Here is a 26208-nt window from a genome sequence, read left to right as displayed (position 1 = left end):
GGGCCTACGGCTACCGGGATGAGCAATACTTCTTCCTCAAGATCCGCGCTGCCTTCCCCGGTAATCCGCGATGAACCTTTTTTTATCGGAGCGTTGCGCATGCGCGGAGATCAGATGTGGGTGCTCGGCGCGATCCGGCTCGGCAGCAGGAACGGATACGGCCTTGCGCGCGCGAGGTTGCGCGCGGCGATCGTCGTCTCGATGTTTCTCAGCGCGGCCTGGAAACGGGCGAGCGGTCCGCCGCTGCCGGCGATGCGCGGGTCGGTCAAGAGCGTCCGGTAGGGAAAGCGGTTGCTCTGGTACTGCCCGAGCCGGCGGTGGCGGATGCCGCCCGGCAACTGGGCGAGCGCCAGCCGTTCGACGGCCGCGCGCATCGGCGGCAGCATCGCGTTCCAGTGCGACTGCGTCATCCCGGCGGTGCCGGTCGGCGCGGGCGCCGCCAGCAGCGCCGAAGCCGCCGGCGCATAGGCGGCGAGTGCGGGCTGCGAGCCGCTCACCGCCGCGTGCTGCGCGCTCGCGGTGAAGATCACCATGGTCAGCACGTCGATCAACTGCGCGCGCGACGTGATCGGCCGGAAGCCCTTGATCTTGCCGTTGAGCATGATGTCCTGAGTCCAGGCGCCCAGCTCGTAGTCGTTGGTGACGTCGGCGTCGGACAGGTAGTAGGTCTGCACGTAGTCGCCCGCCCATTGCTCAAGTGCGCGCCAGATCAGCAGCGCATCGTCGCGATACGGGTAGTCGGGCAGCACCGCCGGATCGTCGACGCCGCGGCTCGCGAGGTCGGCCGGCAGCATGTTCTCGTAGAAGTCGAAGGCAAGGCGGTCCTTCAGCACCATCTGCGCGGCGCTTCTGACCGGCGCGGCAAACAGCGTGTCGACGAACCCGGCGGGAGACAGCGCGATCCGCGCGATGCCTTCGTTGATGAATAGTGTCCCTTCGAAGTGCGGCATCAGCAGCGCGTGAAGCGGATGCGTGGCGCCCAGGTTGCGGTGCGTCGCCATGCAGAACGCTTCGCTGACGAAGTGGGTGCGCGACAGATGCGCGAACATTTCGTGATGGCACGCGTCCGCGCTTTGCACGACGGTCTTGGCCATCTGCCACGCCCAGTACGCGGAGGCGGACGTGTTGGCCGGATCGGCGCGCAGGAAGATCGGGTGGAGCGACGGCTCCTGATCGCACTGGATCGCGACCGGCACGAGCGCCGTGCCGTGCCGGGGCACCGCGAACAGCGCGATCGGCGCATACGCGTAGCCGACGCCGGTGAGCGGTTTGACCACCGGCCCGGTGGTCGCGAGCAGGCCGTTGTCGACGTAGTCGAGCAGATACAGCCGATGCTCGCTGCCCGCCGCGCCGAGATCGTCGCCGGGCCCCATCACCTGCTGGTATTGGGCGTTGGTCAGCGGGAATTTCGCGGGCAGCGTCGTCACGCCGCGGATCAGCAGCGGGTTCTGGCCGCCGACGCGCAACTGCGCGAATACGTCGTCCCGATGGAACGCGTACGCGAGCTCGGGCAGCGGGATCGTCGCGAACAGCGCGCTGTCGTTCGCCGCGCTGCGCGTGCCGCTCTCGATCGGGAACAGGCTGTCGAGCCGGGGAACGAGGCCCGCCGCCAGCGCGTCGATGCTTGCCAGTACGCCGAGCAGCGTCGTCTGCAGATGCTCGATCTGGAGCGCGGCGGCCGGTGCGAGCGGATCCGCCTGCAGTCCCGCGTAGCTCGACCGCGCGGCCGCGATGTTCGCGCGGATCGCTTGCAGCGGCGGCTGCCACGCCGCGCCGCCGCTGCCGGGCAGCGCCCCGAGGACGTTGACGAGGGTCGCGGCGAGCGCCTGGGTGGCGTCCAGCAGCCAGTCGGCCGTCGGCATGTCCTGGGGCGAGAGCGCGGCCGCGAACGGGACGCCGAGCGTATTCGGGAAGCTCCGGGTCCAGGTGTAGCCGAGTTTTTGCGACGACACGTGCCGGGCGCGCGCGAGCTGGCCGGGCACCGAATCCCGATGCGGCAGCACCGGAACGGGATCCTTGGGGACGACGGGCCGGCCGGTTTCGATCGCGCGGCCGATCTCCGGGCCGATGCCGCGTGCCGACGCCGGCAACCATCCGCGCGGGTGCGTGACGGTATCCGCGAAATCCTCGACTGCCGTGTTATTGACGACCAATACCGACGATTGAATTGAATCGATTCGCTGCATTTGTCAATCTCCTGGGTAATTGACTTCCCCTGGGGTTTCCAAACATGGGATTTCAGGTCGGTTATTGGTCGAATTAACCGGAATCGAGTTTTTATGGGTGGAGCCGGGATGGCCGGTGAATTGGCCGAGATTGCGCGCGGGCATGAAATAGCCGCGTGCCGGGTCGACAGTTCTCGCGACCGGCGGTGCCGAAGCAGCGGGATCGGCGCGCCGGGCCGCCCCGGCGGAGCGTGGCGCCTGGTTTGGCCGGCTAGCTGTCGTCGAACATCGTCTGCAGCCCTCGTGATTCGTATAGTCGGACCGGCGCTTTGAAAACCTGTGCGATTCACCGGTAGCCGGATTCTCCTTTTATCTATTATTGGTATTTAATCGACGTCAATAATGTATCGCTGGAGATAACTGTTAATGCGATCCTAAATGCTGATAATGAAATGTGCAACGGCAATGAATGTTAATGATGGTAAAAATCACCGATCTAAGGACCATCTGGATTGCTAATGTTTTAAGTAACCGGGTTTTGCCGATCTTGGCGATTGAATCGGCCGCATGGCGTGGCGCGCGGCTTGCGCACGGTCATGCGTTTCCGGGCGGGCCGGCGCGACGCCGCGAACCGCATCGCCCAACGGACGCGATCTTGTTTCCAAACGACACCGCGATGACCGGTTTCACGACTGTCGCGCGCGTTTTCTTCTGCTTGCGCCGCGCCGCACAACGACATGCCGATTGCGTTGCACTGCGGACCTGAGCGGGATGTGCAACGCACCATCGATCAGACCGGAATGGCGTGGATTGCTGCCGATTCGGCAGGGATGCGCGCGCCGACGTGTCGTATTTGCGCAAGCGTTTGTCGTAATTAGTCGGCTGCACGGGGTTTTTTCTGGCAACCATGTAGGCACGCTCTGCCGGTGCGAGCCCCTGCTACACGAGGAGAAGGTTTCGATGGATGCCCCCAAGGTCGTAGTCGACGGTCTGTGCAAGGTGTTTGGAAGCAATCCGCAACAGGCGCTCGACATGCTCGCCGCCGGCGCGACGAAGGACGACGTGTTCTCGCGCACCGGCCAGGTGGTCGGCGTGCACAACGTATCGTTCGACGTGCAGGAAGGCGAGATTTTCGTGCTGATGGGCCTGTCGGGCTCGGGCAAATCCACGCTGATCCGGCTCGTCAATCGCCTGGTCGAGCCGACCGCCGGCAAGGTGCTGATCGACGGCCGCGACGTGGCCGCGGTGCGCCGCTCGGAACTGACCGCGCTGCGCCGCAAGGACATGAGCATGGTGTTTCAGTCGTTCGCGCTGATGCCGCAGCGGACGGTGCTGTCGAACGCGTCGTTCGGTCTCGAGGTCGCGGGGGTCGGGCGCAAGGAGCGCGAGCGGCGCGCGATGGAGGTGCTCGAGCAGGTCGGCCTCGCGCCGTTCTCGCAGAAGCTGCCGTCCGAACTGTCGGGCGGGATGCAGCAGCGGGTGGGCCTTGCGCGCGCGCTGGCCGTGAATCCGTCGCTGATGATCATGGACGAGGCGTTCTCCGCGCTCGATCCGCTCAAGCGCAAGGAAATGCAGAACGTGCTGCTGCAACTGCAGAAGGAGCAGCGCCGCACGATCATGTTCGTGTCGCACGATCTCGAAGAGGCGCTGCGCATCGGCAACCGGATCGCGATCATGGAAGGCGGCCGGCTCGTGCAGGTCGGCACGCCGCAGGACATCATCGCGAATCCGGCCGACGATTACGTCCGCGCGTTCTTCGAGGGCATCGACACCAGCCGCTATCTGACCGCGAGCGACCTGATGCAGACGGGCGCCGTGCCGCTCGTCTCCCGGCTCGACGCCGCGAACGTGGCCGAGACGCTGAACGGCAGCGCCGACTACGCGTTCGTGCTCGACGAGGCGCGCAAGATCCGCGGCTTCGTCACGCGCGACGCGATCGGCAGCGCGACGCCGAACCTGCGCCAGATCGAATGCATTCCGCACGATGCGACGCTCGACCATGTCGTCGCGCGCGTGGTCGCGAGCCCGAATGCGCTGCCCGTCGTCGACGGCGACGGCTGCTACTGCGGCTCGGTCGATCGCGCGCTGATCCTGAAGGCCATCACGCGTTCGCGAGGCTCCCATGTCTGAACTCATTCCGCTTGGCGCCTGGGTCGACCAGTCCGTCCGCTATCTGCTCGACCATGACGCGAAGACCTTCGATGCGATCGGGCGCGCGATCGAGGGGCTGGCCGCGTTCGTCGAGCACAGCCTGCAGGCCGTGCCGATGTGGGCGATGATGGCGATCTTCATCGGCGTCGGCCTGTGGCGGGTCGGCTGGCGCTTCGCGCTGTTCACGACGCTGTCGCTGCTGCTGATCTTCGCGACCGGATTCTGGGATCAGACCATCGTGACGCTCGGCCTCACGCTGTCGTCGACGATCATCAGCCTCGTGCTCGGCATCCCGCTCGGCATCTGGGCGGCCAAGAGCAAGTGGGTGGCGGCGATCGTGCGGCCGATCCTCGACCTGATGCAGACGATGCCCGCGTTCGTCTACCTGATCCCCGCCGCGATGCTGTTCGGCCTCGGCCGCGTACCGGGCATCCTGTCGACCGTGATCTTCGCGATGCCGCCCGCCGTGCGGCTCACGAGCCTCGGCATTCGCCACGTGAACCGCGAGATCGTCGAAGCCGGGCAGGCGTTCGGCTGCACGCCGTGGCAGCTGCTGTACAAGGTGCAGTTTCCGAATGCGCTGCCGTCGATCATGCAGGGCGTGAACCAGACGATCATGATGGCGCTGTCGATGGTGATCATCGCGTCGATGGTGGGCGCGGGCGGCCTCGGCAACGACGTGCTCGCGAGCATTCAGCGCCTCGACATCGGTCTGGGTTTCGAAAGCGGCCTGTCCGTCGTGCTGCTGGCGATCATTCTCGACCGCATCACGGAAAGCTTCGGCCGCGCGCCGGGCACCGCTCGCGCGCCGCTGTTCGCCGGGCTCAAGCATCTGTTCGGTGTGAAATCCGCCGCGCGGGCCTGACCCGGCGCGCTGTCAGCCGCTTCATCCGTTTCGTTTCCGACGCCGGTTCCGGCGGCTGACCGCCGCCGGAGCGGCCTTGTGCAACCTGCTCCTGCTGGAGAGCGATGTGACGCCCGCCGCCGCCGCGCCCGCTGTTCGAGCCGCACCCGTTGCCACGCTCGCGCACTTCGGTTTTCTGACGCTGCCGAACTTCTCGATGATCGCGTTCACCAGCGCGGTCGAGGTGTTGCGGATGGCGAACTACGTGGGGCGCGCGGAGCATTACCGCTGGTCGATCTTCTCGCTCGACGGCGCGCCGGTGCAGGCGAGCAACGGCATCGCGGTGCGGCCGACGCAGGCGCTCGATCCGGCGCGGCTGCCGGACGTGATGATCGTCTGCGGCGGGATCCGGATTCGCGACGTGGTGACCGACGACACCCGCGAAGCGCTCGCGGCGCTGGCCGACAGCGGCGTGCCGCTCGGCGGCATCTGCACCGGCGCCTACGCGCTGATGGCGAGCGGCTTGCTCGACGGCTATCGCTGCACGGTGCATTGGGAAAATCTGTCGGCGCTGCACGCCGAATTTCCGCAGGTGCGGTTCGCCGACGAACTGTTCGTCGTCGATCGCGACCGGCTGACCTGCACCGGCGGCACCGCGCCGCTCGACCTGATGCTCAATCTGGTCGGCGCGCGGCTCGGGCAGCAGCTTGCCGCGCAGGTGTCGGAGCAATTCATTCTCGAACGGATTCGCGGCGCGACCGACCAGCAGCCGATCCCGGTCGATGCGCGGGTGGGTTTTTCCCGCGCGGAGCTGATCGAGGTGGTGCGCCTGATGGAGGCGAACATCGAGGAGCCGCTGTCGCTGGAGGAGCTGGCGCGGCTCGTGCGCCTGTCGCAGCGGCATCTGCAGCGGATGTTCAAGGTCTACCTGAACGTCTCGCCGACGCATTACTACCTGACGCTGCGGCTGAAGCGCGCCCGCGATCTGCTGCGGACCACCGACGCGTCGATCGCGCGCGTCACGACGATTTGCGGTTTTCATTCGCCGTGCCATTTCAGCAAGGCGTATCGCGCGCAGTTCGGTCACGCGCCGAGCTACGAACGGCGCGTGCCGGGGCGATGACGCCGCGCGAGACCGGATGACGTGCCGCCGCCGGGGTCGCGGCGCACGCGTTTCTTCGACGATCCCCTTTCACGTTGACGACATCACCCCTGAGGAGAAGCAAGATGAAGCGAATTCTGCTGGCGGCGGCCTGCGGCCTGAGCATCGCGGCCGCCCCGATCACGTCGGTCCACGCGGCCGATGCGCCGGTCTGCAAGACCGTGCGTTTCGCCGACGTCGGCTGGACCGACATCGCGGCCACCACGGGGCTCGCGTCGACGATGCTCGCGGGCCTCGGCTACGCGCCGACCAAGACGATCGCGTCGGTGCCGATCACGTTCGCGGGCATCAAGAGCAAGCAGATCGACGTGTTCCTCGGCTACTGGTCGCCGACGATGGACCCGATCATCGCGCCGTTCACGAAGGCCGGCACGATCAAGGTGCTGCCGACGCCGAACCTGACGGGCGCGAAGTACACGCTGGCCGTGCCGGACTACGTGTACCAGGGCGGCCTGAAGACGTTCGCCGACATCCAGAAGTACGCGGACAAGCTCAACGGCCACATCTACGGCATCGAACCGGGCAACGACGGCAACCTGCTGATCAAGAAGATGATCGACGGCAACCAGTTCGGGCTCGGCAAGTTCAAGATGGTCGAATCGAGCGAGGCGGGGATGCTGGTGGAAGTGAACCGGGCGATCCGCGACAAGCAGTGGATCGTGTTCCTCGGCTGGGAACCGCATCCGATGAACGTGCAGATGAAGATCGATTATCTGAGCGGCGGCGACGACGTGTTCGGGCCGAACTACGGCGAGGCCCGCGTGCTGACCGCGACGCCGCCCGACTACGCGGCGCGCTGCCCGAACGTCGCGAAGTTCGTGTCGAACCTGCAGTTCACGACGGCCATCGAGAATAACGTGATGCTGCCGATCATGAACAAGGAGGAGCCGAACAAGGCGGCGGCCGACTGGCTGAAGGCGAATCCGCAGGCGCTCGACAAATGGCTCGCGGGCGTGACGACGCTCGACGGCAAGCCGGGCTTGCCGGCGGTGAAGCGCTACCTCGGACTGCATTGAGCGGGGCCGCCGGCCGGCCGCGGGCGCGATGATGCGCAGGCGGCCGCTTCTAGGCGGCACGCCGACGCGTGCCGCCTAGACCGAAATCGCGCCGCCGCGAATCCGGATCGCGATGCGCACCAGCCGGATCAGCGCGCCGGACAGCAGCGACAGGTTGAACGGCAGGTCGCGACGCCGGATGTCGAGCAGCATGACGATGCGCACTTCGTCGCTGTCGTTCCAGACCTCGTGTTCGAAGGTGTCGTCCCACAGCAGGAACTGGCCGTCGTCGAGCCGGTATTCGCGCTGGTCGATCTTCAGTACCGCGGCGGCCGTGCCGTCGGCGCGCTTCGGCATCGACAGCACCAGGTAGCCGCGCAGGATGCCGCGAAACGGGCCGCGATGCGCGGGGATGTGCTTGCCCGGCGCGAGAAACGAAAACGACGCGGACAGCACGTCCGGCATGCCCGACAGCATCGCCGCCAGCGCCGGGCAGCGCTCGAGGTTGCGCGGGAAGCGCACGCCGTATGCCTGCATGATGAACATCCGCCAGTCGCGTGCGTCGTTGGCGGAAATCGAGGCCTGCTCGCGCATGATTTCGTGGAAGCGCGGAATCCGGCTCAGGTCGCGCGAGACCGCGAGCGCTTCGTCGCGGATCGCGGGCCACGCGGCGGTGAAGCGGGCGGCGTCGGGGAACAGCACGGCGCTGTCGAGCACGGCGCCGCTGTCGATGCGGCGATCGTAGAGAGTGCGCAACGCGCGCGCTCCGAAATCGTAAATGGCAGCCATATCGGATTATTCGAGGGATCCGTGTCGCGATGGCGGGTGGCACGCCGCCTCATGCGGATCGGATCGGAGCGGCGCAGCACCGCCGGTAGCCGACGAGATGCCCGTGGCCGCCGGGGTGCCGCGCCCCGTATGGCGATAATCCCAGACCCGGCTTACTGTTGCCCTGCGATGCGTGTCGCGGGAGCAACAGCCGGTAACGGGCGCTGAACGGACGCGCGCCCTCCGCGGCAGCGCCGACGGGGCGCGCGGACCGCGCGGAGCGCGAGCGGATGGGAGGGAAACGGGCGGGATCGCCTGAAACGATCCGTCATCGAGGCGGGAGCCGGCGAGAGCGAATCGAGCGGCGGATGGGGCGGGCGCCATGGCCGTCCGCCGCGTCCGACCGCTTGTCGCGTCCGCCGAGCCTGGGGCGCGGAGCCGCCGGAATCGCGGCGGCGCGAGGGGTTTTCAGCGCGACATCAGCGCCGCTCGTCCTCCAGATAGCTTCGGATCACATCGACGAAGCTCGCGTCGCCGGACAGCCCGAGCTGTTCGGCGCGCGACGTGTCCCAGCGTCCCGGCCAGCTGCCGACGATCCTGACCACGCGCGCGTCTTCTTCGCGCCGGATCAGTTGCACGACGTCGTCGCCCGCGACCTCGCGCAGCGCGTCGATCATCTCGTCCACGCTGACCGACAGGCCCGGCAGATTGATCGCGCGCCGGTTGCCGAGCCGGGCGCCGTCGAGTTCGCAGCCCGCGATCAGCGCGTCGATCGCGCGGCGCGGCGACAGCAGCCACAGCCGCGTGTCGCCCGGCACCGGACAGACGGCGGATTCGCCGTTGAGCGGTTCGCGGATGATGCCGCTCGCGAACGACGACGCGGCGGCGTTCGGGCGGCCCGGCCGCACGCTGATCGTCGGCAGGCGCAGCACGCGGCCGTCGACGAAACCTCGGCGCGCATAGTCCGACAGCAGCAGTTCGGCGATCGCCTTCTGCGCGCCGTACGACGATTGGGGATTCAGCGCGGTGTCGTCCCGCACGACATCCGGCAGCGCGCCGCCATAGACGGCGACCGAGCTGGTGAACACCACGCGCGGCCGGTGGCCGCGCGCGCGGCAGACCTCGAGCAGCAGCCGCGACGCATCGAGATTGATCCGCATGCCCAGTTCGAAGTCGGCTTCGGCCTGGCCGCTGACGATGGCGGCCAGATGGAAGATCGCGGCGGTGTGCGCATCGATCGCGCGATCGAGCACGGCCCGCTCCGCGATGTCGCCGACGATCGTCGTCACGCGCGGATCGCCGAAGTCGCCGCCCTGCACGACGTCGAGGAGCACGAGTTCGGTGATGCGTTGCGGCGCGCCGTCCGCGCCGGCGAGCGTGCCGCGTTCGAGCAGCTGTCGGGCGAGGCGCTGGCCGAGGAAGCCCGCGCCGCCGGTAATGAGTACCTTCATGGGAAATCGCCTTGTGAGAATGCGGCGTTACAGATAAGGGCGGAGCCAGCCGAGGCCCTCGGACGTGCCGGCGTGCGGGCGGTATTCGCAGCCGATCCAGCCGTCGTAGCCGAGCGCGTCGATCAGCGCGAACAGGTAGGGGTAATTCAGCTCGCCGAGGTCCGGTTCGTGCCGTTCGGGCACGCCGGCGATCTGGATGTGGCCGATACCCGCGATGTCGCGCTTGAGCTTCATCGCGAGATCGCCTTCGACGATCTGGCAGTGATAGCAGTCGAACTGCACCTTCAGGTTCGGCGCGCCGACTTCGCGGCAGATCGCTTGCGCATCGTCCTGGCGGTTCAGGAAGAAACCCGGGATGTCGCGCGGATTGATCGGCTCGATCACGATCGTGACGCCGTCCGCGCGAGCGGCTTGCGCCGCGTGCGCGAGGTTGCGCAGATAGGTGTCGCGATGCTTCGCGCGATCCTGGCCGGGCGCGATGAGGCCCGCCATCACGTGGAGCGTGTCGTTGCCGAGCACCCGCGCGTAGCCGAGCGCGGTGTCGAGCGCGCGCCTGAATTCGTCCTCGCGGCTCGGCAGCGATGCAAGGCCGCGTTCGCCCGCCGCCCAGTCGCCCGGCGGCGCGTTGAACAGCGCCTGGTCAAGCCCGCTCGCGTCGAGGCGCGCTTTCAGCTCGGCGGCGGGAAACTCATACGGAAACAGGTATTCGACCGCGTTGAAGCCGTCGCGCGCGGCGGCGGCGAAGCGGTCGAGGAACGCATGCTCCGGGTACATCATCGAGAGGTTGGCGGCGAAGCGCGGCATGGCGGTGAGTCCGGATCGAGAGGAAATGAAAACCGGGGCGGCGCGGCGAACGGCACGCGGCGCCCCGCGCGGATTAACGGTTGACCAGTTTGGCCGGCGTGAGCCACACGGCGATCGAGCCGATCACGAGCATCCCGGCGAGCACGTACATGCCGGCCGACGTGCTGTGGGTCGCATCCTTGAGATAGCCGATCAGGTAGGGGCTCGCGAAGCCGGCCAGATTGCCGATCGAGTTGATGATCGCGATGCCGGCCGCGGCGGCGCTGCCGGCCAGGAACGCGGTCGGCAGCGACCAGAACAGCGGCGCGCAGGTCAGCACGCCGCCCGCCGCGATCGACAGGAACAGGATCGACACGACGGTATTGTGCGAGAACGAGGCCGCGACGGCGAAACCCACGGAGCCCATCAGCGCGGGCACGATGAGGTGCCAGCGGCGTTCGCGGCGTTTGTCGGCGCTGTGGCCGAACAGGTTCATCACGACGATCGCGACCGCGAACGGAATCGCGCTCAGCAGGCCGATCTCGAACGGGCCGGTCACGCCCGTCGACTTGACGAGCGTCGGCATCCAGAACGTGAGGCCGTACTGGCCGGTGACGAACGTGAAGTAGATCAGCGACATCCACCACATGCGGGGATCCCTGAACACGGCCTTCAGCGAAGGTTCGCCCGCCTGCCGCTCGTGCGGCTGCGCGGCGATCTCGTCGGTCAGCCGCTGCTTCTCGCGATCGGTCAGCCACTTCGCGCCGCGGATGTTGTTGTCGAGATAGAGGATGGTCGCGATGCCGATCAGCACCGCCGGCACCGCCTCGATCACGAACATCCATTGCCAGCCGTGGAAGCCCGCGCCGCCGTGGAAGCGCTGCATGATCCAGCCCGACAGCGGATTGCCGAAGATGCCGGATACCGGGATCGCCGACATGAACACCGCGATGATCTTCGCGCGGCGGTGCGTCGGGAACCAGTACGTGAGATAGAGGATCACGCCGGGGTAGAAGCCCGCTTCCGCGAGACCGAGCAGGAAGCGCAGCACGTAGAACTGGGTCGGGGTCTTGACGAACGCGAACAGCGCCGACAGCAGGCCCCAGGTGATCATGATCCGCGCGATCCAGATGCGTGCGCCGAGCCGGTGCATCAGCATGTTGCTGGGCAGTTCGAACAGGAAGTAGCCGAGAAAGAAGATGCCCGCGCCGAGCCCGAACACGGTCTCGCTGAACGCGAGATCCTGCGACATCTGCAGCTTCGCGAAGCCGACGTTCACGCGGTCGAGATACGCGACCACGTAGCAGAGCATCAGGAACGGCACGATCCGCCAGAAGACTTTCCGGTAGGTCAGGTCGAGTTCGGCCTGTCCGGCCGTGTCGAGAGGGCGGGCCGCGGCCGCGTCGTAAGCTGTCATCTTCATTGTCTCCGTATCGGTCGGCGCATCGACCGGCGGGGCCGGTGACGCGCATCGTTGTGTGCTGTCGAACAGCGCCCGCGCACACGACGGGCGCAACGGTTACCAGTGCGCGCCGAATGCCTGACGCAGTTCGTCGAGCGCGGCTGCGTCGAGCGGCGCGGGTTTGGGATCGGTCATCAGCCACAGGCGCGCGGTCTCCTCCAGCTCCTCGAGCGCGTACGACGCCTGTTCGATCGACGCACCCCAGACCACGGGGCCGAGCCGCTCGAGCAGCACGCCGCGCACCCGCGCGGCATGCGCGGCCACTTCGGCGGCCACCTGCGGGTCGCCCGGCCGGCGGTAGCGGATCAGCGGGATGTGGCCGACCTTCATCACGTAGTACGGCGTGATCGGCGGCAGCACGTCCGTGTCGCGCCAGACGCCTGCGAGCGTCAGCGCGACGAGATGGGTCGAATGGGTGTGCACGATGCCGCGCGTCGCGGCGTTCGCCGCGTAGACGCCGCGATGCAGCGCGAGCGTCTTCGACGGCCGATCGCCCGATACCGGCTGCCCGGCGAGGTCGACCTTCGCGATCCGCGCGGGATCGAGCCGGCCGAGGCACGCATCCGTGGGCGTGATCAGCCAGCCGTCGTCGAGCTTCGCGCTCAGGTTGCCGGCGCTGCCGACCGCATGGCCGCGCGCGTAGAGGCTCGCGCCGACGTCGCACAGGGCGTCGCGCAGTTTCGCTTCGGTGCTCATCGCGCGGCTCCCGAGAGGCGCCGCAGCGCCTTGTCGAAGAAATCGACGGCGCCGAAGTTGCCGGACTTTAGCGCGAGTCCGAGCGGCTCGGCGCCGATCGTCGCGGTGGCCGGCACGCCGGGGTCGATCTGCGCGCCGATCTGCAGCGAGGTCACGCCGAGCGCCTGCACGACGGCGCCGGACGTCTCGCCGCCCGCGACGACGAACTGGCGCACACCGATCTCGCGCAGCCCGCGCGCGATCGCCGCGAGCGTGGCTTCGACGAGGTGACCGGCGGCGGCCACCCCGAGCGTGTCCTGCACGCGCTTCACTTCGTCGGGTGTCGCGCTCGCGTAGATCAGGACCGGGTCCGGCAGATGCGTGCGGGCGAACGCGAGCGCCTGTTCGGCGACCGGCTCGCCGCGCGCGGCCGCGAGCGGATCGATCCGGAAGCTCGGGCGCTGCGCGCGCCACGCGGCGACCTGGGCGAGCGTGGCCTTCGAGGCGCTGCCCGCCAGCACCGCGGCATGGCCGCCGATCTCCGGCAATTGCGCGGCGTCGCCGCGTTCGGGCAGATAGCCCGCGCGGCGGAAGTTGGCGGGCAGGCCGAGCGCGATGCCCGAGCCGCCGGTGACGAGCGCGAGGTCGGCGCAGGCTTCGCCGAGCACGATCAGGTCGCGGTCGGCGAGCGCGTCGGCGATCGCGAGACGCACGCCGTCCTTACGCAGCTGCGCGATGGTTTCGCGCACCGCGGCCGCGCCGCAGGCGATCGCATCGTGGCGGATCAGGCCGACTTTCGAGGCGGTCTGGCGCTGCAGCACGCGCACCAGGTTCGGATCGCGCATCGGCGTGAGCGGGTGATTCTCCATGCCGGACTCGCTCAGCAGCGCATCGCCGACGAACAGATGGCCGCGATAGATCGTGCGGCCGTTTTCCGGGAACGCGGGGCAGGCGATCGCGAATCCGCCCGCGTCGCCGAGCGCGTCGAGCAGCGCATCGGCGACCGGGCCGATGTTGCCCGCGTCGGTCGAGTCGAACGTCGAGCAATACTTGAAGAAGAACTGGCTGCAGCCGAGGTCGCGCAGCCACGCGAACGCGGCGAGCGATTGCGCGACCGCGTCGGCGGCCGGGACCGTGCGCGATTTCAGCGCGACGACGATCGCGTCGGCGTCGAGCGCGGCGGCCTCGGCGGCGCCGGGCACGCCGATCGTCTGCACGGTGCGCATGCCGCTTTTCACGAGCATGCTGGCCAGATCGGTCGCGCCGGTGAAGTCGTCGGCGATGCAGCCGAGCAGCGGGCGGGAAGAACGGGTATCGGAAGTCATGACTGTCGGCGTGTCAGCGGGCAGGCGGCAGATCGATGCCGGGGAAGGTCTTGATCACGGCGGCATCGTCTTCGCCGCCGTGTCCCGCGCTCGACGCGCTCATGAACATCTGGTGCGCGGCGGCGGACAGCGGCAGCGGAAATGCGCTGCGGCGCGCCGTGTCGAGCACGAGGCCGAGATCCTTCACGAAGATGTCGACCGCCGACAGCGGCGTGTAGTCGCCGTTCAGGATATGCGGCACGCGGTTCTCGAACATCCACGAATTGCCGGCGCTGTGCGTGATCACGTCGTACAGCGCATCGGGATCGACGCCTTCGCGCAGCCCGAGCGCCATCGCTTCGGCGGCGGCGGCGATGTGCACGCCCGCGAGCAGCTGGTTGATGATCTTTACCTTCGATCCCGCGCCGTGCGCGTCGCCGAGCCGGTAGACCTTGCCCGCCATCGCGGCCAGCACGGCCTCGCAGCCGGCGTACGCGGCGGCGGGGCCGGAGGTCATCATCGTCATCTCCCCGGATGCGGCGCGCGCGGCGCCGCCGGACACCGGCGCATCCAGCATCAGCAGCCCGGCGGACGCGAGCCGCGCGCCCAGTTGCACGGCGAATTCCGGCGCGACCGTCGCGCTCGAGATCACGATGCCGCCGGGCTTCATCTGCGCGGCGGCGCCGTGTTCGCCGAACAGCACCGCTTCGGTCTGCGCGGCGTTGACGACGAGCGTGACTACCACGTCGCAGCGCGCGCCCAGCTCGGCGGGCGTCGCGCAGCGCACGCCGCCCTCGGCGGCGAACGCGTCGAGCACGCTGGCTCGGACGTCGCACGCGTGCACGCGAAAGCCCGCGCGCAGCAGCGACCGGGCGACGCCCAGGCCCATCGCGCCCAGGCCGATGACGCCTACATTCCGTGTCATGGCAAACCTTGTTCGAATCGGTTGAGGGCGGCGGCGCGCGGCCGCCGCGCGGTTAGCAGATGCCGGCTTCGGCGAGCCGGCGGGCGGCGTTGTACATGTGGGTGCGCGCGGCGTTGCGCGCGGCCATCGGATCGCGCGAGCGGATCGCGTCGGCGATCGCCGCGTGCTCCTCGCGCACCTGGCGCGAGAAATCCTCGCGCGTCGCCTCGTTGCGGCGCGTGACCATCACGCCGGCTTCCAGGTACTGGTTCAGGAAGGTGAGGGTTTTCAGGAAGTAGGGGTTGCCGGTGACGCTGGCGATCGTGCGATGGAACGCAACATCCTCCGCGACGCCGTCGCGACCCTCGGCCACCGCGTCGTCGATCTGCTTCAGCGCGGCGTCGATGTCTTCCATGTCCGCATCGGTGTGATGCAGCGCGGCCTCGGCCGCGACTTCCGCCTCGATCGCGCGGCGCACCGCGAGCAGGTGCGGCAGCGAGCCGGCGCCGACCGCTTCCGCGTAGTCGATCCGCAGCGGACGGATCGACGCGTGCTCGGCGATGTACACGCCGCTGCCCTGGCGCGGTTCGACGACGCCCTCGTTCTTCAGGCGCGAGATCGCCTCGCGGATCACGGTGCGGCTCACGCCGAATTCCTGTGCGAGCACGGCCTCCGTCGGCAGCTTGCCGGTGCCCGCGAAACTGCCGATTTCAATCTGCTTGAGGAGCTGCTGGGCGACCGAATCGCTCATCGCCCGGGTCGGGATTTTCTCGAACATGATGACCGTCTTGTTCAGGTGATGTGGTCATCATACAAATTTGATCGAGCGCCGGCATCCGGGATAACCCTCGAGTATTAAAGGGGGTGGAATCGGATCGCGCGAAACCGGCGGCGGGCGGATCGGCGTGGGCACCGGTAGCCGCGCCCGTGGCGGGTCAGGCGTCGGCCCGCCGTCCGGGGGACACGCGCTGCCCGGGCGCTCGCGTTTTCCGAGCAGGCCGGGGCCCGCGCCGGCGCTCGATCAGTCCGGCCGGACCGGCGCCTCGGCGAGCGCCGCGGATGGGTCGGCCGCCGCCGCGCCGCCGCGCTCCCGGTAGGCCGCCGGCGGCACGCCGAACTGCTTGCGGAATTCCCGGCCGAGATGAGACGCATCGGCGAAGCCGCAGCTCGACGCGATATCGGCGACGGTCCGGTCCGAGCTGGTGAGCAGCCACGCGGCGGTGCGCAGCCGCACCTGCTTGGCGAACACCTGCGGGCTCTTGCCGGTGGCGGCCTTGAACAGCCGCTCCAACTGGCGGGCCGAGAGGTCGAGCTTGCACGCGAGTTCCTCGAGCGGCAGCGTGCGGCCGACGTGCTGCTCCATCAGCAGGATCGCGCGCTTGACCTTCGGATGGGTCGCGGGTTCGAGCCCCGGCGGATGCGGCTGCGGCGCGTTGCCTTTCTGCATCTCGCCGACCAGCAGGATCCGCAGCGCCTTTTGCACGGTGGCGTGATCGAAGTGGCGCAGCAGGATCGCGGCGGCGACGTCGATCGACGCGCGGCCGCCCGAACAGGTGATGCGGCGCCGGTCGATCACGAACAGGCGATCGGCGATCAGCGTGTCGGGGTCGACGGCCGGGAACCGCTCGATGAAATCCCAGTAGTGGAACCAGCTCACGCAGATCCGGTGCGCGTCGAGCACGCCCGCGCGCATCAGCGCGAACACGCCGGTGCAGATGCCGACGATGTTCGCGCCGTCGCTCGCCGCGCGGCGGATGAACTGCAGGGTTTCCGCGCCGGCCTGCGGCCCGGAATGGAGCAGGCCGCCCACTACCACCACGTAGTCGAACGGCTCGGCCTCGGCGAAGGTTTCCCACGGCGTGATCTGGATCCCGCAACTGGCGCGGACCGGCGCGAGCGTGTCGCCGATCACGCTCCACGCGCAGCGCACCGGCTTGCTGTGGTCGCCGTCGTCGGCCGACAGGCGCAGCATGTCGACGAAGCCCGAGAACGCCGTCAGCGTGAAATTCGGCAGCAGCACGATGCCGAAGCGGATGCGGCGCGGGGCGGCATCGGGGGCGACAGGCGAAACGGAAACGTCAGCGTTCATTGCGGCGAATATCGGGTTGGCCGGGTCGCGTGGCGCCCGGCGGGTGTTCACCGGCGGCCCGGGGCGCCGGGCGCGGCCGGCCCGGTGCACCAGCGTCGCCGATCGGGCGGGGCCGGACTTGCGTTTTTCCGTCGCGAACCATCGCCAAAACGCATTCGGCCGGCCCGCGTGGCGGCGGCGTCCCACGCCGATGCCGGTTTTGTTCTATCGGCGGATTTTACGCTTTGATGTACTGATGCCCAACGTCACTTCACGCGTCCACACGCAAGGGCAGTCAGATGAACGTCAGCGTTTTCGATCTGTTCAAGATCGGCGTCGGCCCGTCGAGTTCGCACACCGTCGGCCCGATGATTGCCGCCTGCCGGTTCGCGTCGCACGTCGAGGACGCGAACCTGCTCGGCTTCGTGCGCCGCGTGCGGGTCGAGCTGTACGGGTCGCTCGGTGCGACCGGCAAGGGCCACGGCACCGACAAGGCGGTGCTCCTGGGCCTCGAGGGCCATCTGCCCGACACGATCGATCCCGACCTGATCGAGCCGCGCCTGAAGGCCATCCGCGCGGACAAGTCGGTCGCGCTGCTCGGCCGGCAGGCGATCCGCTTCGACGAGAAGGAGGATCTCGGCTTCTACCGCAAGCTGATGGCCGGCACGGGCGTCGTGCATCCGAACGGCATGCGCTTCCAGGCATTCGACGAGCATGGCCAGCTGCTGGTCGAGAAAGAGTATTACTCGGTCGGCGGCGGCTTCGTCGTCAATCGCGACGGCGACCGGGTCAACGGCGTGCGCGCCGCGGCCGAGGTGCCGTATCCGTTCCGCACCGGCGACGACCTGATGCGCGCATGCCGCGCGAACGGGCTGTCGATCGCCGAGCTGACGCTGCGCAACGAATGCGCGCTGCGCCCCGCCGAGGAGGTGCGCGCGGGCCTGCTGGCGATCTGGCGCACGATGGCCGCGTGCGTCGAGCGCGGCTGCCAGGCCGAGGGCGAGCTGCCCGGCCCGATGCGCGTGAAGCGTCGCGCGGCCGAGCTGCACACGCGGTTGCGCACCCGCTCGGAGGAATCGCTGCGCGATCCGCTGTCGATGCTCGACTGGGTCAATCTGTACGCGATGGCGGTCAACGAGGAGAACGCGGCGGGCGGCCGGGTCGTCACCGCGCCGACCAACGGCGCGGCCGGCGTGATTCCCGCCGTGCTGCATTACTACGTGAAATTCGTGCCCGGCTCGACCGAGGACGGCATCGTCGACTTTCTGCTGACCGCCGCCGCGATCGGGATCATCTACAAGGAGACCGCGTCGATTTCCGGCGCCGAGGTCGGCTGCCAGGGCGAAGTCGGCGTCGCGTGCTCGATGGCCGCGGCCGCGCTCGCCGCCGTGATGGGCGGCACGGCCGACCAGGTCGAGAACGCGGCCGAGATCGGCATGGAGCACAACCTCGGCATGACCTGCGATCCGGTCGGCGGCCTCGTGCAGATCCCCTGCATCGAGCGCAACGCGATGGGCGCGATCAAGGCGCTCAACGCATCGCGGATGGCGCTCAAGGGCGACGGCCAGCATTACGTGTCGCTCGACTCGGTCATCAAGACGATGCGCGAGACGGGCGCCGACATGAAGACGAAATACAAGGAAACGTCGCGCGGCGGGTTGGCCGTGAACGTCATTGAATGCTAACGAAGGATCGATGAAATGAGCCGCTATTCGATATTCAGCCTGTTGCGCAACGGCCTGTCCTATCACGAGAACTGGGAGCGCCAGTGGCGCAGCCCGGAGCCGAAGCGCGAGTACGACGTCGTGATCGTCGGCGGCGGCGGACACGGGCTCGCCACCGCGTACTACCTGGCGAAAGAGCACGGCATGACCAACATCGCGGTGCTCGAGAAGGGCTGGATCGGCGGCGGCAACACCGCGCGCAACACGACGATCGTCCGCTCGAACTACCTGTGGGACGAATCCGCCGCGCTGTACGAGAAGGCGATGAAGCTGTGGGAAGGGCTGTCGCAGGATCTGAACTACAACGTGATGTTCAGCCAGCGCGGCGTGATGAACCTCGCGCATACGCTGCAGGACGTGCGCGACACCGAGCGGCGCGTGAACGCGAACCGGCTGAACGGCGTGGACGCGGAATTCCTGACGCCCGCGCAGATCAAGGAAATCGAGCCCACCATCAACCTCGACAGCCGCTACCCGGTGCTCGGCGCATCGATCCAGCGTCGCGGCGGCGTCGCGCGTCACGACGCGGTGGCGTGGGGGTTCGCGCGCGGCGCGGACCGCGCGGGCGTCGACATCATCCAGAACTGCCAGGTCACCGGCATCCGCCGCGAAGGCGGCGCGGTGACGGGCGTGGATACCGTGAAGGGCTTCATCAAGGCGAAGAAGGTCGCGGTGGTCGCGGCGGGCAATACCTCGACGCTCGCCGACATGGCCGGCGTGCGGCTGCCGCTCGAAAGCCATCCGCTGCAGGCGCTGGTGTCCGAGCCGATCAAGCCGGTCGTCAATACGGTCGTGATGTCGAACGCGGTGCATGCGTACATCAGCCAGTCCGACAAGGGCGATCTCGTGATCGGCGCGGGCATCGACCAATACACGGGATTCGGCCAGCGCGGCAGTTTCCAGGTGATCGAAGGCACGCTGCAGGCGATCGTCGAGATGTTCCCGGTGTTCTCGCGGGTGCGGATGAACCGCCAGTGGGGCGGCATCGTCGACGTGTCGCCGGACGCGTGCCCGATCATCAGCAAGACCGACGTGAAGGGCCTGTATTTCAATTGCGGCTGGGGCACCGGCGGCTTCAAGGCGACGCCGGGATCGGGCTGGGTGTTCGCGCACACGATCGCGCGCGACGAACCGCATCCGCTGAATGCGCCGTTCGCGCTCGAGCGCTTCTACACCGGCCACCTGATCGACGAACACGGCGCGGCCGCGGTCGCCCACTGAACGAACACCACGAGGAAAAACCATGTTGCTGATCGAATGTCCGTGGTGCGGCCCGCGCGCCGAATCCGAATTCAGCTGCGGCGGCGAAGCCGACATCGCGCGCCCGCTCGACACCGAGACACTGTCCGACCGCGAGTGGGGCGACTACCTGTTCATGCGCAAGAACCCGCGCGGCGTGCATCGCGAACAGTGGCTGCATACGCAGGGCTGCCGCCGCTGGTTCATCGCGCAGCGCGACACCGTGAGCTACGCATTCCAGGGCTACGACACGTTCGGCGGGGCCGCCGCAACCGCACACGAAGAGGGCACGAGCAAATGAGCCAGAAAGATCGTCTGGGCGCGGGAGGCCGGATCAACCGCGCGATTCCGCTGACGTTCACGTTCAACGGCCGCACCTATCAGGGCTTCCAGGGCGACACGCTGGCGTCGGCGCTGCTCGCGAACGGCGTGCACTTCGTCGCGCGCAGCTTCAAGTACCACCGGCCGCGCGGCATCGTGACGGCGGGTGTCGAGGAACCGAACGCGGTCGTGCAGCTCGAGACGGGCGCCTATTCGGTGCCCAACGCGCGCGCGACCGAGGTCGAGCTGTATCAGGGGCTGGTCGCGACCAGCGTGAACGCCGCGCCGTCGCTCGAGCACGACCGGATGGCGATCAACCAGAAGTTCTCGCGCTTCCTGCCGGCCGGCTTCTACTACAAGACCTTCATGTGGCCGCGCCGGTTCTGGCCGAAGTACGAGGAGAAGATCCGCGAGGCGGCCGGTCTCGGCAAGGCGCCGGACACGCCCGACGCCGACCGCTACGACAAGTGCTACGCGCATTGCGACGTGCTGGTGGTCGGCGGCGGCCCGACGGGGCTCGCGGCCGCGCACGCGGCGGCGCTGGCGGGCGCGCGCGTGATCCTCGTCGACGACCAGCGCGAGCTGGGCGGCAGCCTGCTCGGCTGTCGCGCCGAGATCGACGGCAAGCCCGCGCTGCAGTGGGTCGAGAAAGTCGAGGCCGAGCTGTCGACGCTGCCCGACGTGAAGATCCTGTCGCGCAGCACCGCGTTCGGCTATCAGGATCACAACCTGGTGACGGTCACGCAGCGCCTGACCGATCATCTGCCCGTGTCGATGCGCAAGGGCACCCGCGAGCTGCTGTGGAAGATCCGCGCGAAGCGCGTGATGCTCGCGACCGGCGCGCACGAGCGGCCGCTGGTGTTCGGCAACAACGACCTGCCGGGCGTGATGATGGCGTCCGCGGTGTCGACCTACGTGCATCGCTACGGCGTGCTGCCGGGCCGCGAGGCCGTGGTGGCGACCAACAACGATCGCGGCTACCAGTGCGCGCTCGACCTGAAGGCGTGCGGCGCGAAGGTGACCGTGATCGATGCGCGCGCGTCGACGGACGGCGCGCTGCCCGCCGCCGCGAAGCGCCACGGCGTGACGGTGGTGAGCGGCGCGGTGGTGACCGCCGCGTCCGGCAAGCTGCGGGTCGCGTCGGTCGACGTCGCGTCGTACGCGAACGGCCAGACGGGCCCCAAGCTGAGCACGCTGCCGTGCGACCTGGTCGCGATGGCGGGCGGGTTCAGCCCGGTGCTGCACCTGTTCGCGCAGTCGGGCGGCAAGGCGCACTGGAACGACGACAAGGTCTGCTTCGTGCCGGGCAAGGCGATGCAGGCGGAGGCGAGCGTCGGCGCGGCGGCGGGCGAATTCGGTCTCGCGCGGGGCCTGCGGCTCGCGGTGGACGCGGGTGTCGAGGCGGCCGGCGCGGCGGGGTTCAGCGCCGCGCAGCGGCCGCTCGCGCCGAAGGCGGCCGACGTGGCGGAAGGCGCGCTGCTGCCGGTGTGGCTCGTCGGCGGCAAGGAAGCCGCCACGCGGGGGCCGAAGCAGTTCGTCGATTTCCAGAACGACGTCGCCGCGTCCGACATCCTGCTGGCCGCGCGCGAAGGCTTCGAGTCGGTCGAGCACGTGAAGCGTTACACGGCAATGGGCTTCGGCACCGACCAGGGCAAGCTCGGCAACATCAACGGGATGGCGATCCTCGCGCAGGCGCTCGGCAAGACCATTCCCGAGACGGGCACGACGACGTTCCGGCCGAACTACACGCCGGTGACGTTCGGCACGTTCGCGGGCCGCGAGCTGGGCGACTTCCTCGACCCGATCCGCAAGACCTGCCTCCACGAATGGCATGCCGAACACGGCGCGCTGTTCGAGGACGTCGGCAACTGGAAGCGGCCGTGGTACTTCCCGAAGCCCGGCGAGGATCTGCACGCGGCGGTCGCGCGCGAATGCCTGGCGGTGCGCACGAGCGTCGGCATGCTCGATGCGTCGACGCTCGGCAAGATCGACATCCAGGGGCCGGACGCGGTGAAGCTGCTGAACTGGATGTACACGAATCCGTGGAACAAGCTGGAAGTCGGCAAGTGCCGCTACGGGCTGATGCTCGACGAGAACGGCATGGTGTTCGACGACGGCGTGACGGTGCGGCTCGGCGAGCAGCATTTCATGATGACCACCACGACGGGCGGCGCGGCGCGCGTGCTGACCTGGCTCGAACGCTGGCTGCAGACGGAGTGGCCGGACCTGAAGGTGCGGCTCGCCTCGGTGACGGACCACTGGGCCACCTTCGCGGTGGTCGGCCCGAAGAGCCGCAAGGTCGTGCAGAAGGTCTGCAAGGATATCGATTTCGCGAACGAGGCGTTTCCGTTCATGAGCTACCGCGACGGCACGGTGGCGGGCGCGAAGGCGCGGGTGATGCGGATCAGCTTCTCGGGCGAGCTGGCCTACGAGGTCAACGTGCCGGCGAATGCCGGGCGCGCGGTGTGGGAAGCGCTGATGGAGGCGGGCGCCGAATTCGACATCACGCCGTACGGCACGGAAACGATGCACGTGCTGCGCGCGGAGAAGGGCTACATCATCGTCGGCCAGGACACGGACGGCTCGGTCACGCCGTTCGACCTCGGGATGGGCGGCGCGGTCGCGAAGTCGAAGGATTGCCTGGGCAAGCGCTCGCTGTCGCGTTCGGACACCGCGAAGGAGGGCCGCAAGCAGCTCGTCGGTCTGCTGACCGACGACGATCAGTTCGTGCTGCCCGAAGGCGCGCAGATCGTGCCGCCGGAGGCGGCGCTGTCGCCGGGGGCGGCGGTGCCGATGCTCGGGCACGTGACGTCGAGTTATTACAGCCCGATCCTCAAGCGCTCGATCGCGCTGGCGGTGGTGAAGGGCGGACTGGGCAAGATGGGCGAGACCGTGGCGATTCCGCTCGCGAACGGCCGCCGCGTGACCGCGAAGATCGCCGGCACGGTTTTCTACGATACCGAAGGGGTGCGTCAGCATGTGGAATGAAGCGAGAAATGAAGCGTCGGTCGCGACGCCCGCCGGCGTGCGCCTCGAATCGCCGTTCGTCGGCGCGCAGGATGTGCTGAAGGCGCAGCAGGGGCGCGTGTCGAAGCAGTTCCAGTTCCGCGAGCGGCCGTTTCTGGATCTCGTGAACGTGCGCGGCGAACTGAGCGATGGCGCGTTCGTCAGCGCGTTCGAGCAGGTGGTGGGCTGCCGCCCGCCCGCGCGGCCGAATACCGTCGCGCGCAGCGCCGACTACGACGTGCTGTGGCTCGGCCCCGACGAGTGGCTCGTGCGCTCCAACGGGCCGGTCGCGGCGAGCCAGCTCGAAGCGAAGCTCGCGCAGGCCGTGCAGGGCGCTTATGCGGCGGCCGTCGACGTCGGCAGCGGCTACACGGTCGTGGAAATCAGCGGCGACAAGGTGCGCGACGTGCTCGCGCGCGGCTGCCCGCTGGATCTGCATCCGCGCGGGTTCGGCGTCGGGCAGTGCGCGCAGAGCCACTACTTCAAGGCGTCCGTCGTGCTGGTGCCGACGGGCGACGCGACGTTCGAGATCGTGGTCCGGCGCAGCTTCGCCGACTACTTTTGCCGCATGATGCTCGACGCGGCGGCGCCGCTCGCGTCATGAAGCCGGTCGAGGCGCCGTTCGCGTCGCTCGAGGCGGCCCGCGCGCGGGGGCGCGGCTGGAGCGTGTTCGTCGACGAACTGGTCGTGCCTGTGCGAGTGGGCATTCATCCGCACGAGCACGAGGCGCCGCAGCCCGTCGTGATCGATGCGCGGCTCGTCTACCGGTGCGAGCCGTCGGAGCAGGGCGGCGCGAGCTGGATCGATTACGACGGATACTGCGCGCGGATCGCGGCGTTTCTCGCGCACAAGCCGCATACCCGTCTGCTGGAAACGCTCGCGCTCGATCTCGCTGTGCTGTCGTTCGACGAATGGCCCGCGCTCGATGCGCTGACGCTGTCGCTGCACAAGCCGAAGATCCGGCCGGGGACGAAGCGGGTCGGCGTCGAGCTGGATTGGACGCGCGCCGATCGCGCGGCATGGCGCGCGTCCGCGCGGGCCGATTGAGATCGCGGGCCGGGCGCGGCCGCAGGGGCCGGAGAGCCTCCTGTCGTCGGGTTGCGGCCGCTCATCGCCTCATGGCGCCAGCCTTCCGGTAAGGCGCCGTCGGCGAATGCGGGCGGATCTTCCCTCAGTCGGGCGCTCATCCCGATGCGCACTTCCCGGCCGATTGCCCGCACGACCGGGGCGCGCGTCGTGCCCGTCGAGACAAGGCGGCGGGTGGCGCGACCGGGCCGCTTGCGTGTCCCAACAAGCATCCAATTGGCGCAGGACCGTGAAAGCGCCGCGAAACTTCATACGCTCCGCCCACGGACCGGCTGGAGACTGACACGTGGGCGACGTCCTGCTTCAAATGCCCGTCAAACCTTGCAGGCTGACCCTCGACACGGTATTGGCCGGCTGTTCCCCCACCTTGGCGAGTGCGCCCGTTGCGCCGATCGCGTAACTGACGATCTTGTCCGCGCCGGAATAGTCCTGATACAGGAATTTGCCATCCGGGCTGATCCAGGAGTCGGACGCGAAGCTGGTCGTCGACGATGCGGGCCCCGGCTCGCTGGCCGCCACCGGATTTCCGAGGGAGAGACGGCCGCGCTCATCGAGCGAGAACAGCGATACGGTACCCTGGCCGTTGCTGATGTAGACGAAGCGGTTGTCCGGCGTGATGGAGATCCAGCACGGCGCGGCCTGGCCGGTGACGGGCACGGGCGTGCCGGTCGCGGAGAATGCCCCGGTGGACGCGAACGTGTAGGCGCTTGCCGTGCCGCCCGGCGCATCGGCGGTGACGAATACGCCGGCGCGCGAACCGGTGCCGAAGCGGCCGGCGAAAGGGCCGACGCCGCTCGACGGCGAGACGACGGGCTGCGCCAGCGTGCCGTCCGGGTTGACCGGGAAAGCCAGCAGTGTCTGATTGGGCTGGACGGGCTGGAGGCTCTTGAGCAGGACGTTGACGATCACGAATTTCCCGTCGGGACTCACGCTGACCTGGGTCGGCAGCGCGTCCTGCTGCACCGTCGCATACTGGCCGATCGGCGCGAGCTTGCCGTCGGCGCCGACGCGGTAAGCACCCAGTTCGTTCGCCCCCTGCTGATGTGTGACGTAGAGCACGCCGTTCGCGAACGCGAGCGAGGTGGGGCGGATACCGCCTGTCGGCGACACGGCCTGCACGCTGAGCCCCCCGTTGGCGTCGATGCGCATGGTGCTGACGGTGTTGTCCCCCGCGTTCGCCACGAACAGGCGCTTGCCGTCGGCGCTCGCGATCACGCTGTGATTGCTGGTCAGCGCGTCCGGGCTGACGGTGTTGCCCATGAAGTAGTTGACGCCGTTGGTGCCTTTCCCGCCGGTCTGTACCGCGGGGAGCGGGCTCAGCGTGCCGTTCGGGTTGCGGTTGAAGCGGAGCACCGCATTGTTGGTGTCGTTGGTCTGGGCGAACAGTTGAGGCGTGGGCGCGGGCGTGTCGGTCCCGCCCCCGCACGCGGTCAACGTCATGGAAACCGCCAGGGCAAGCGTCAGGTTTCTCATCATGGAACTCCTTTCAACGTGATGGGTGGAGTGTTTAGTCGATGCCCGGCTTGGGAAATGACAGCTTCGCCGACCGATATTTGAAAGATTCGCGGCGCGAGGCCGTCAAGGGATACCGGACGGACTTTCCCGGGGATGTCCGGACCGGTTGGACTCCGGGAGAACGGGGTTCCGGCGGAGCAGATGAAGTGCAGGGGAAGCGCGGAGTGGCCCGTGAGCCGTCACGGGCGTGATCGTGGTCGAGGCGGAAGCGGCGAGGGGCGCGGCGGGCGGGCAGAGAATCGACAACAGGGCGGCTTATCGACGATCGGGAGTCCGTCGGCGTCATAGGTCTCCGGCCACGTGAGGGGATGCGCGGCGTTCCTTGACGCTGCATGGCTGGCCCGGGTTCCGAGCGCTTCATGTGTCCCGAGGCCCGCCTTCGCGGGGTCGTCGCTTTTCGGGGGATCGAGCAACCTTCCCCTTTCCATCGACTCATGCGGCGGGAGCTTGCTTCGCCGGCTTGGGTGCCGAGCGGAAGCGCAATGTCACGCCAGCTCAGCGGTTCGCGCCGAGGCGTCGGGGCGCGGCTCCCGGCCGTGTCGGGCATGGCGGGATGCGCACCGTTTCCGAAGGCATGACGGCGGG

Annotated in this window: 20 protein-coding genes and 2 pseudogenes; 11 read left to right on the top strand and 11 right to left on the bottom strand. The window is 68.4% G+C overall.

Going from position 1 to position 26208, the window contains the following annotated elements; genetic code table 11:
- Window positions 1–110 precede the first annotated feature (110 nt).
- On the bottom strand, window positions 111–2186 hold the full coding sequence (locus RZR99_RS13100; RefSeq protein ID WP_323120190.1) for a lipoxygenase family protein: 2076 nt from the start codon (window positions 2184–2186) through the stop codon (window positions 111–113).
- A 454-nt stretch (window positions 2187–2640) separates the two neighbouring features.
- Between RZR99_RS13100 and RZR99_RS13095 the strand changes: the two genes are divergently transcribed.
- The 5 genes and pseudogenes from RZR99_RS13095 to RZR99_RS13075 all read left to right on the top strand — a co-directional run bounded on the left by RZR99_RS13095 (window position 2641) and on the right by RZR99_RS13075 (window position 7338).
- Window positions 2641–2931, top strand: a complete 291-nt coding sequence (locus tag RZR99_RS13095; protein WP_323120189.1) for a hypothetical protein — start codon at window positions 2641–2643, stop codon at window positions 2929–2931.
- A gap of 73 nt (window positions 2932–3004) precedes the next feature.
- Window positions 3005–4295 (top strand): annotated as a pseudogene (locus RZR99_RS13090) (quaternary amine ABC transporter ATP-binding protein); the annotation flags it as partial.
- Complete coding sequence (gene choW, locus RZR99_RS13085) at window positions 4288–5181, top strand: choline ABC transporter permease subunit (RefSeq protein WP_323120188.1); 894 nt, start codon at window positions 4288–4290, stop codon at window positions 5179–5181. The pseudogene RZR99_RS13090 and the gene choW, both read left to right, overlap by 8 nt.
- A 106-nt stretch (window positions 5182–5287) precedes the next feature.
- Window positions 5288–6283: a GlxA family transcriptional regulator gene (locus RZR99_RS13080; protein WP_323120198.1), complete on the top strand. Its 996-nt coding sequence runs from the start codon at window positions 5288–5290 to the stop codon at window positions 6281–6283.
- Window positions 6284–6387: 104 nt separating this feature from the next.
- Complete coding sequence (locus RZR99_RS13075) at window positions 6388–7338, top strand: choline ABC transporter substrate-binding protein (protein WP_323120187.1); 951 nt, start codon at window positions 6388–6390, stop codon at window positions 7336–7338.
- Window positions 7339–7413: 75 nt separating this feature from the next.
- On the opposite strand, the gene RZR99_RS13070 is transcribed toward RZR99_RS13075, so the two are convergent.
- The 9 genes and pseudogenes from RZR99_RS13070 to RZR99_RS13030 all read right to left on the bottom strand — a co-directional run.
- Entirely contained in the window at window positions 7414–8106 is a 693-nt protein-coding gene (locus RZR99_RS13070) for an aspartyl/asparaginyl beta-hydroxylase domain-containing protein (protein ID WP_323120186.1), read from the bottom strand.
- A gap of 458 nt (window positions 8107–8564) precedes the next feature.
- The gene (denD, locus tag RZR99_RS13065; RefSeq protein ID WP_323120185.1) at window positions 8565–9536 is read right to left on the bottom strand and encodes a D-erythronate dehydrogenase; all 972 of its coding nucleotides are present in this window, start codon (window positions 9534–9536) and stop codon (window positions 8565–8567) included.
- 27 nt (window positions 9537–9563) lie between these two features.
- Window positions 9564–10340: a 2-oxo-tetronate isomerase gene (otnI, locus tag RZR99_RS13060; RefSeq protein ID WP_323120184.1), complete on the bottom strand. Its 777-nt coding sequence runs from the start codon at window positions 10338–10340 to the stop codon at window positions 9564–9566.
- A 73-nt stretch (window positions 10341–10413) separates the two neighbouring features.
- Window positions 10414–11736 carry an MFS transporter gene (locus RZR99_RS13055; RefSeq protein WP_323120183.1) on the bottom strand — a complete coding sequence of 441 codons (1323 nt, stop codon included), beginning with the start codon at window positions 11734–11736 and terminating at the stop codon, window positions 10414–10416.
- A 102-nt stretch (window positions 11737–11838) separates the two neighbouring features.
- Window positions 11839–12477, bottom strand: coding sequence for a 3-oxo-tetronate 4-phosphate decarboxylase (gene otnC / locus RZR99_RS13050; protein WP_323120182.1), 639 nt, complete (start codon window positions 12475–12477; stop codon window positions 11839–11841).
- Entirely contained in the window at window positions 12474–13781 is a 1308-nt protein-coding gene (gene otnK, locus RZR99_RS13045; protein ID WP_323120181.1) for a 3-oxo-tetronate kinase, read from the bottom strand. Before otnK ends, otnC begins: the two co-directional genes overlap by 4 nt.
- 13 nt (window positions 13782–13794) lie before the next feature.
- Window positions 13795–14703: an L-threonate dehydrogenase gene (gene ltnD, locus RZR99_RS13040; protein WP_323120197.1), complete on the bottom strand. Its 909-nt coding sequence runs from the start codon at window positions 14701–14703 to the stop codon at window positions 13795–13797.
- 34 nt (window positions 14704–14737) lie between these two features.
- Entirely contained in the window at window positions 14738–15442 is a 705-nt protein-coding gene (locus RZR99_RS13035) for a FadR/GntR family transcriptional regulator (RefSeq protein WP_323120180.1), read from the bottom strand.
- Between the two features lie 246 nt (window positions 15443–15688).
- Window positions 15689–16753: pseudogene (locus RZR99_RS13030) on the bottom strand (GlxA family transcriptional regulator); the annotation flags it as partial.
- Between the two features lie 278 nt (window positions 16754–17031).
- On the opposite strand from RZR99_RS13030, the gene RZR99_RS13025 reads away from it, so the two are divergent.
- The 6 genes from RZR99_RS13025 to RZR99_RS13000 are packed head-to-tail and all read left to right on the top strand — an operon-like array spanning window position 17032 to window position 24069.
- On the top strand, window positions 17032–18417 hold the full coding sequence (locus tag RZR99_RS13025; protein WP_323120178.1) for an L-serine ammonia-lyase: 1386 nt from the start codon (window positions 17032–17034) through the stop codon (window positions 18415–18417).
- Window positions 18418–18432: 15 nt separating this feature from the next.
- Window positions 18433–19677 (top strand): sarcosine oxidase subunit beta family protein, encoded by a 1245-nt coding sequence (locus RZR99_RS13020; RefSeq protein ID WP_323120177.1) that lies wholly within the window; start codon window positions 18433–18435, stop codon window positions 19675–19677.
- Between the two features lie 22 nt (window positions 19678–19699).
- A complete protein-coding gene (locus RZR99_RS13015; protein WP_323120176.1) occupies window positions 19700–19996 on the top strand; it encodes a sarcosine oxidase subunit delta in 297 nt (98 codons plus the stop codon).
- A complete protein-coding gene (locus RZR99_RS13010; RefSeq protein WP_323120175.1) occupies window positions 19993–23004 on the top strand; it encodes a sarcosine oxidase subunit alpha family protein in 3012 nt (1003 codons plus the stop codon). Before RZR99_RS13015 ends, RZR99_RS13010 begins: the two co-directional genes overlap by 4 nt.
- Window positions 22994–23626 carry a sarcosine oxidase subunit gamma gene (locus RZR99_RS13005; protein WP_323120174.1) on the top strand — a complete coding sequence of 211 codons (633 nt, stop codon included), beginning with the start codon at window positions 22994–22996 and terminating at the stop codon, window positions 23624–23626. Before RZR99_RS13010 ends, RZR99_RS13005 begins: the two co-directional genes overlap by 11 nt.
- Window positions 23623–24069: a dihydroneopterin aldolase gene (locus RZR99_RS13000; protein ID WP_323120173.1), complete on the top strand. Its 447-nt coding sequence runs from the start codon at window positions 23623–23625 to the stop codon at window positions 24067–24069. Before RZR99_RS13005 ends, RZR99_RS13000 begins: the two co-directional genes overlap by 4 nt.
- A gap of 342 nt (window positions 24070–24411) precedes the next feature.
- Here the strand turns inward: RZR99_RS13000 and RZR99_RS12995 are convergent, their stop codons facing one another.
- Window positions 24412–25584 (bottom strand): lactonase family protein, encoded by a 1173-nt coding sequence (locus RZR99_RS12995; protein WP_323120172.1) that lies wholly within the window; start codon window positions 25582–25584, stop codon window positions 24412–24414.
- Between the last annotated feature and the right edge of the window lie 624 nt (window positions 25585–26208).

Origin of the sequence: Burkholderia alba, from assembly GCF_034721475.1 — a bacterium.
GTDB lineage: Bacteria > Pseudomonadota > Gammaproteobacteria > Burkholderiales > Burkholderiaceae > Burkholderia > Burkholderia alba.
Note: the sequence above shows the minus strand (reverse complement) of the source record. Positions and strands in the feature narration are given on the sequence as shown.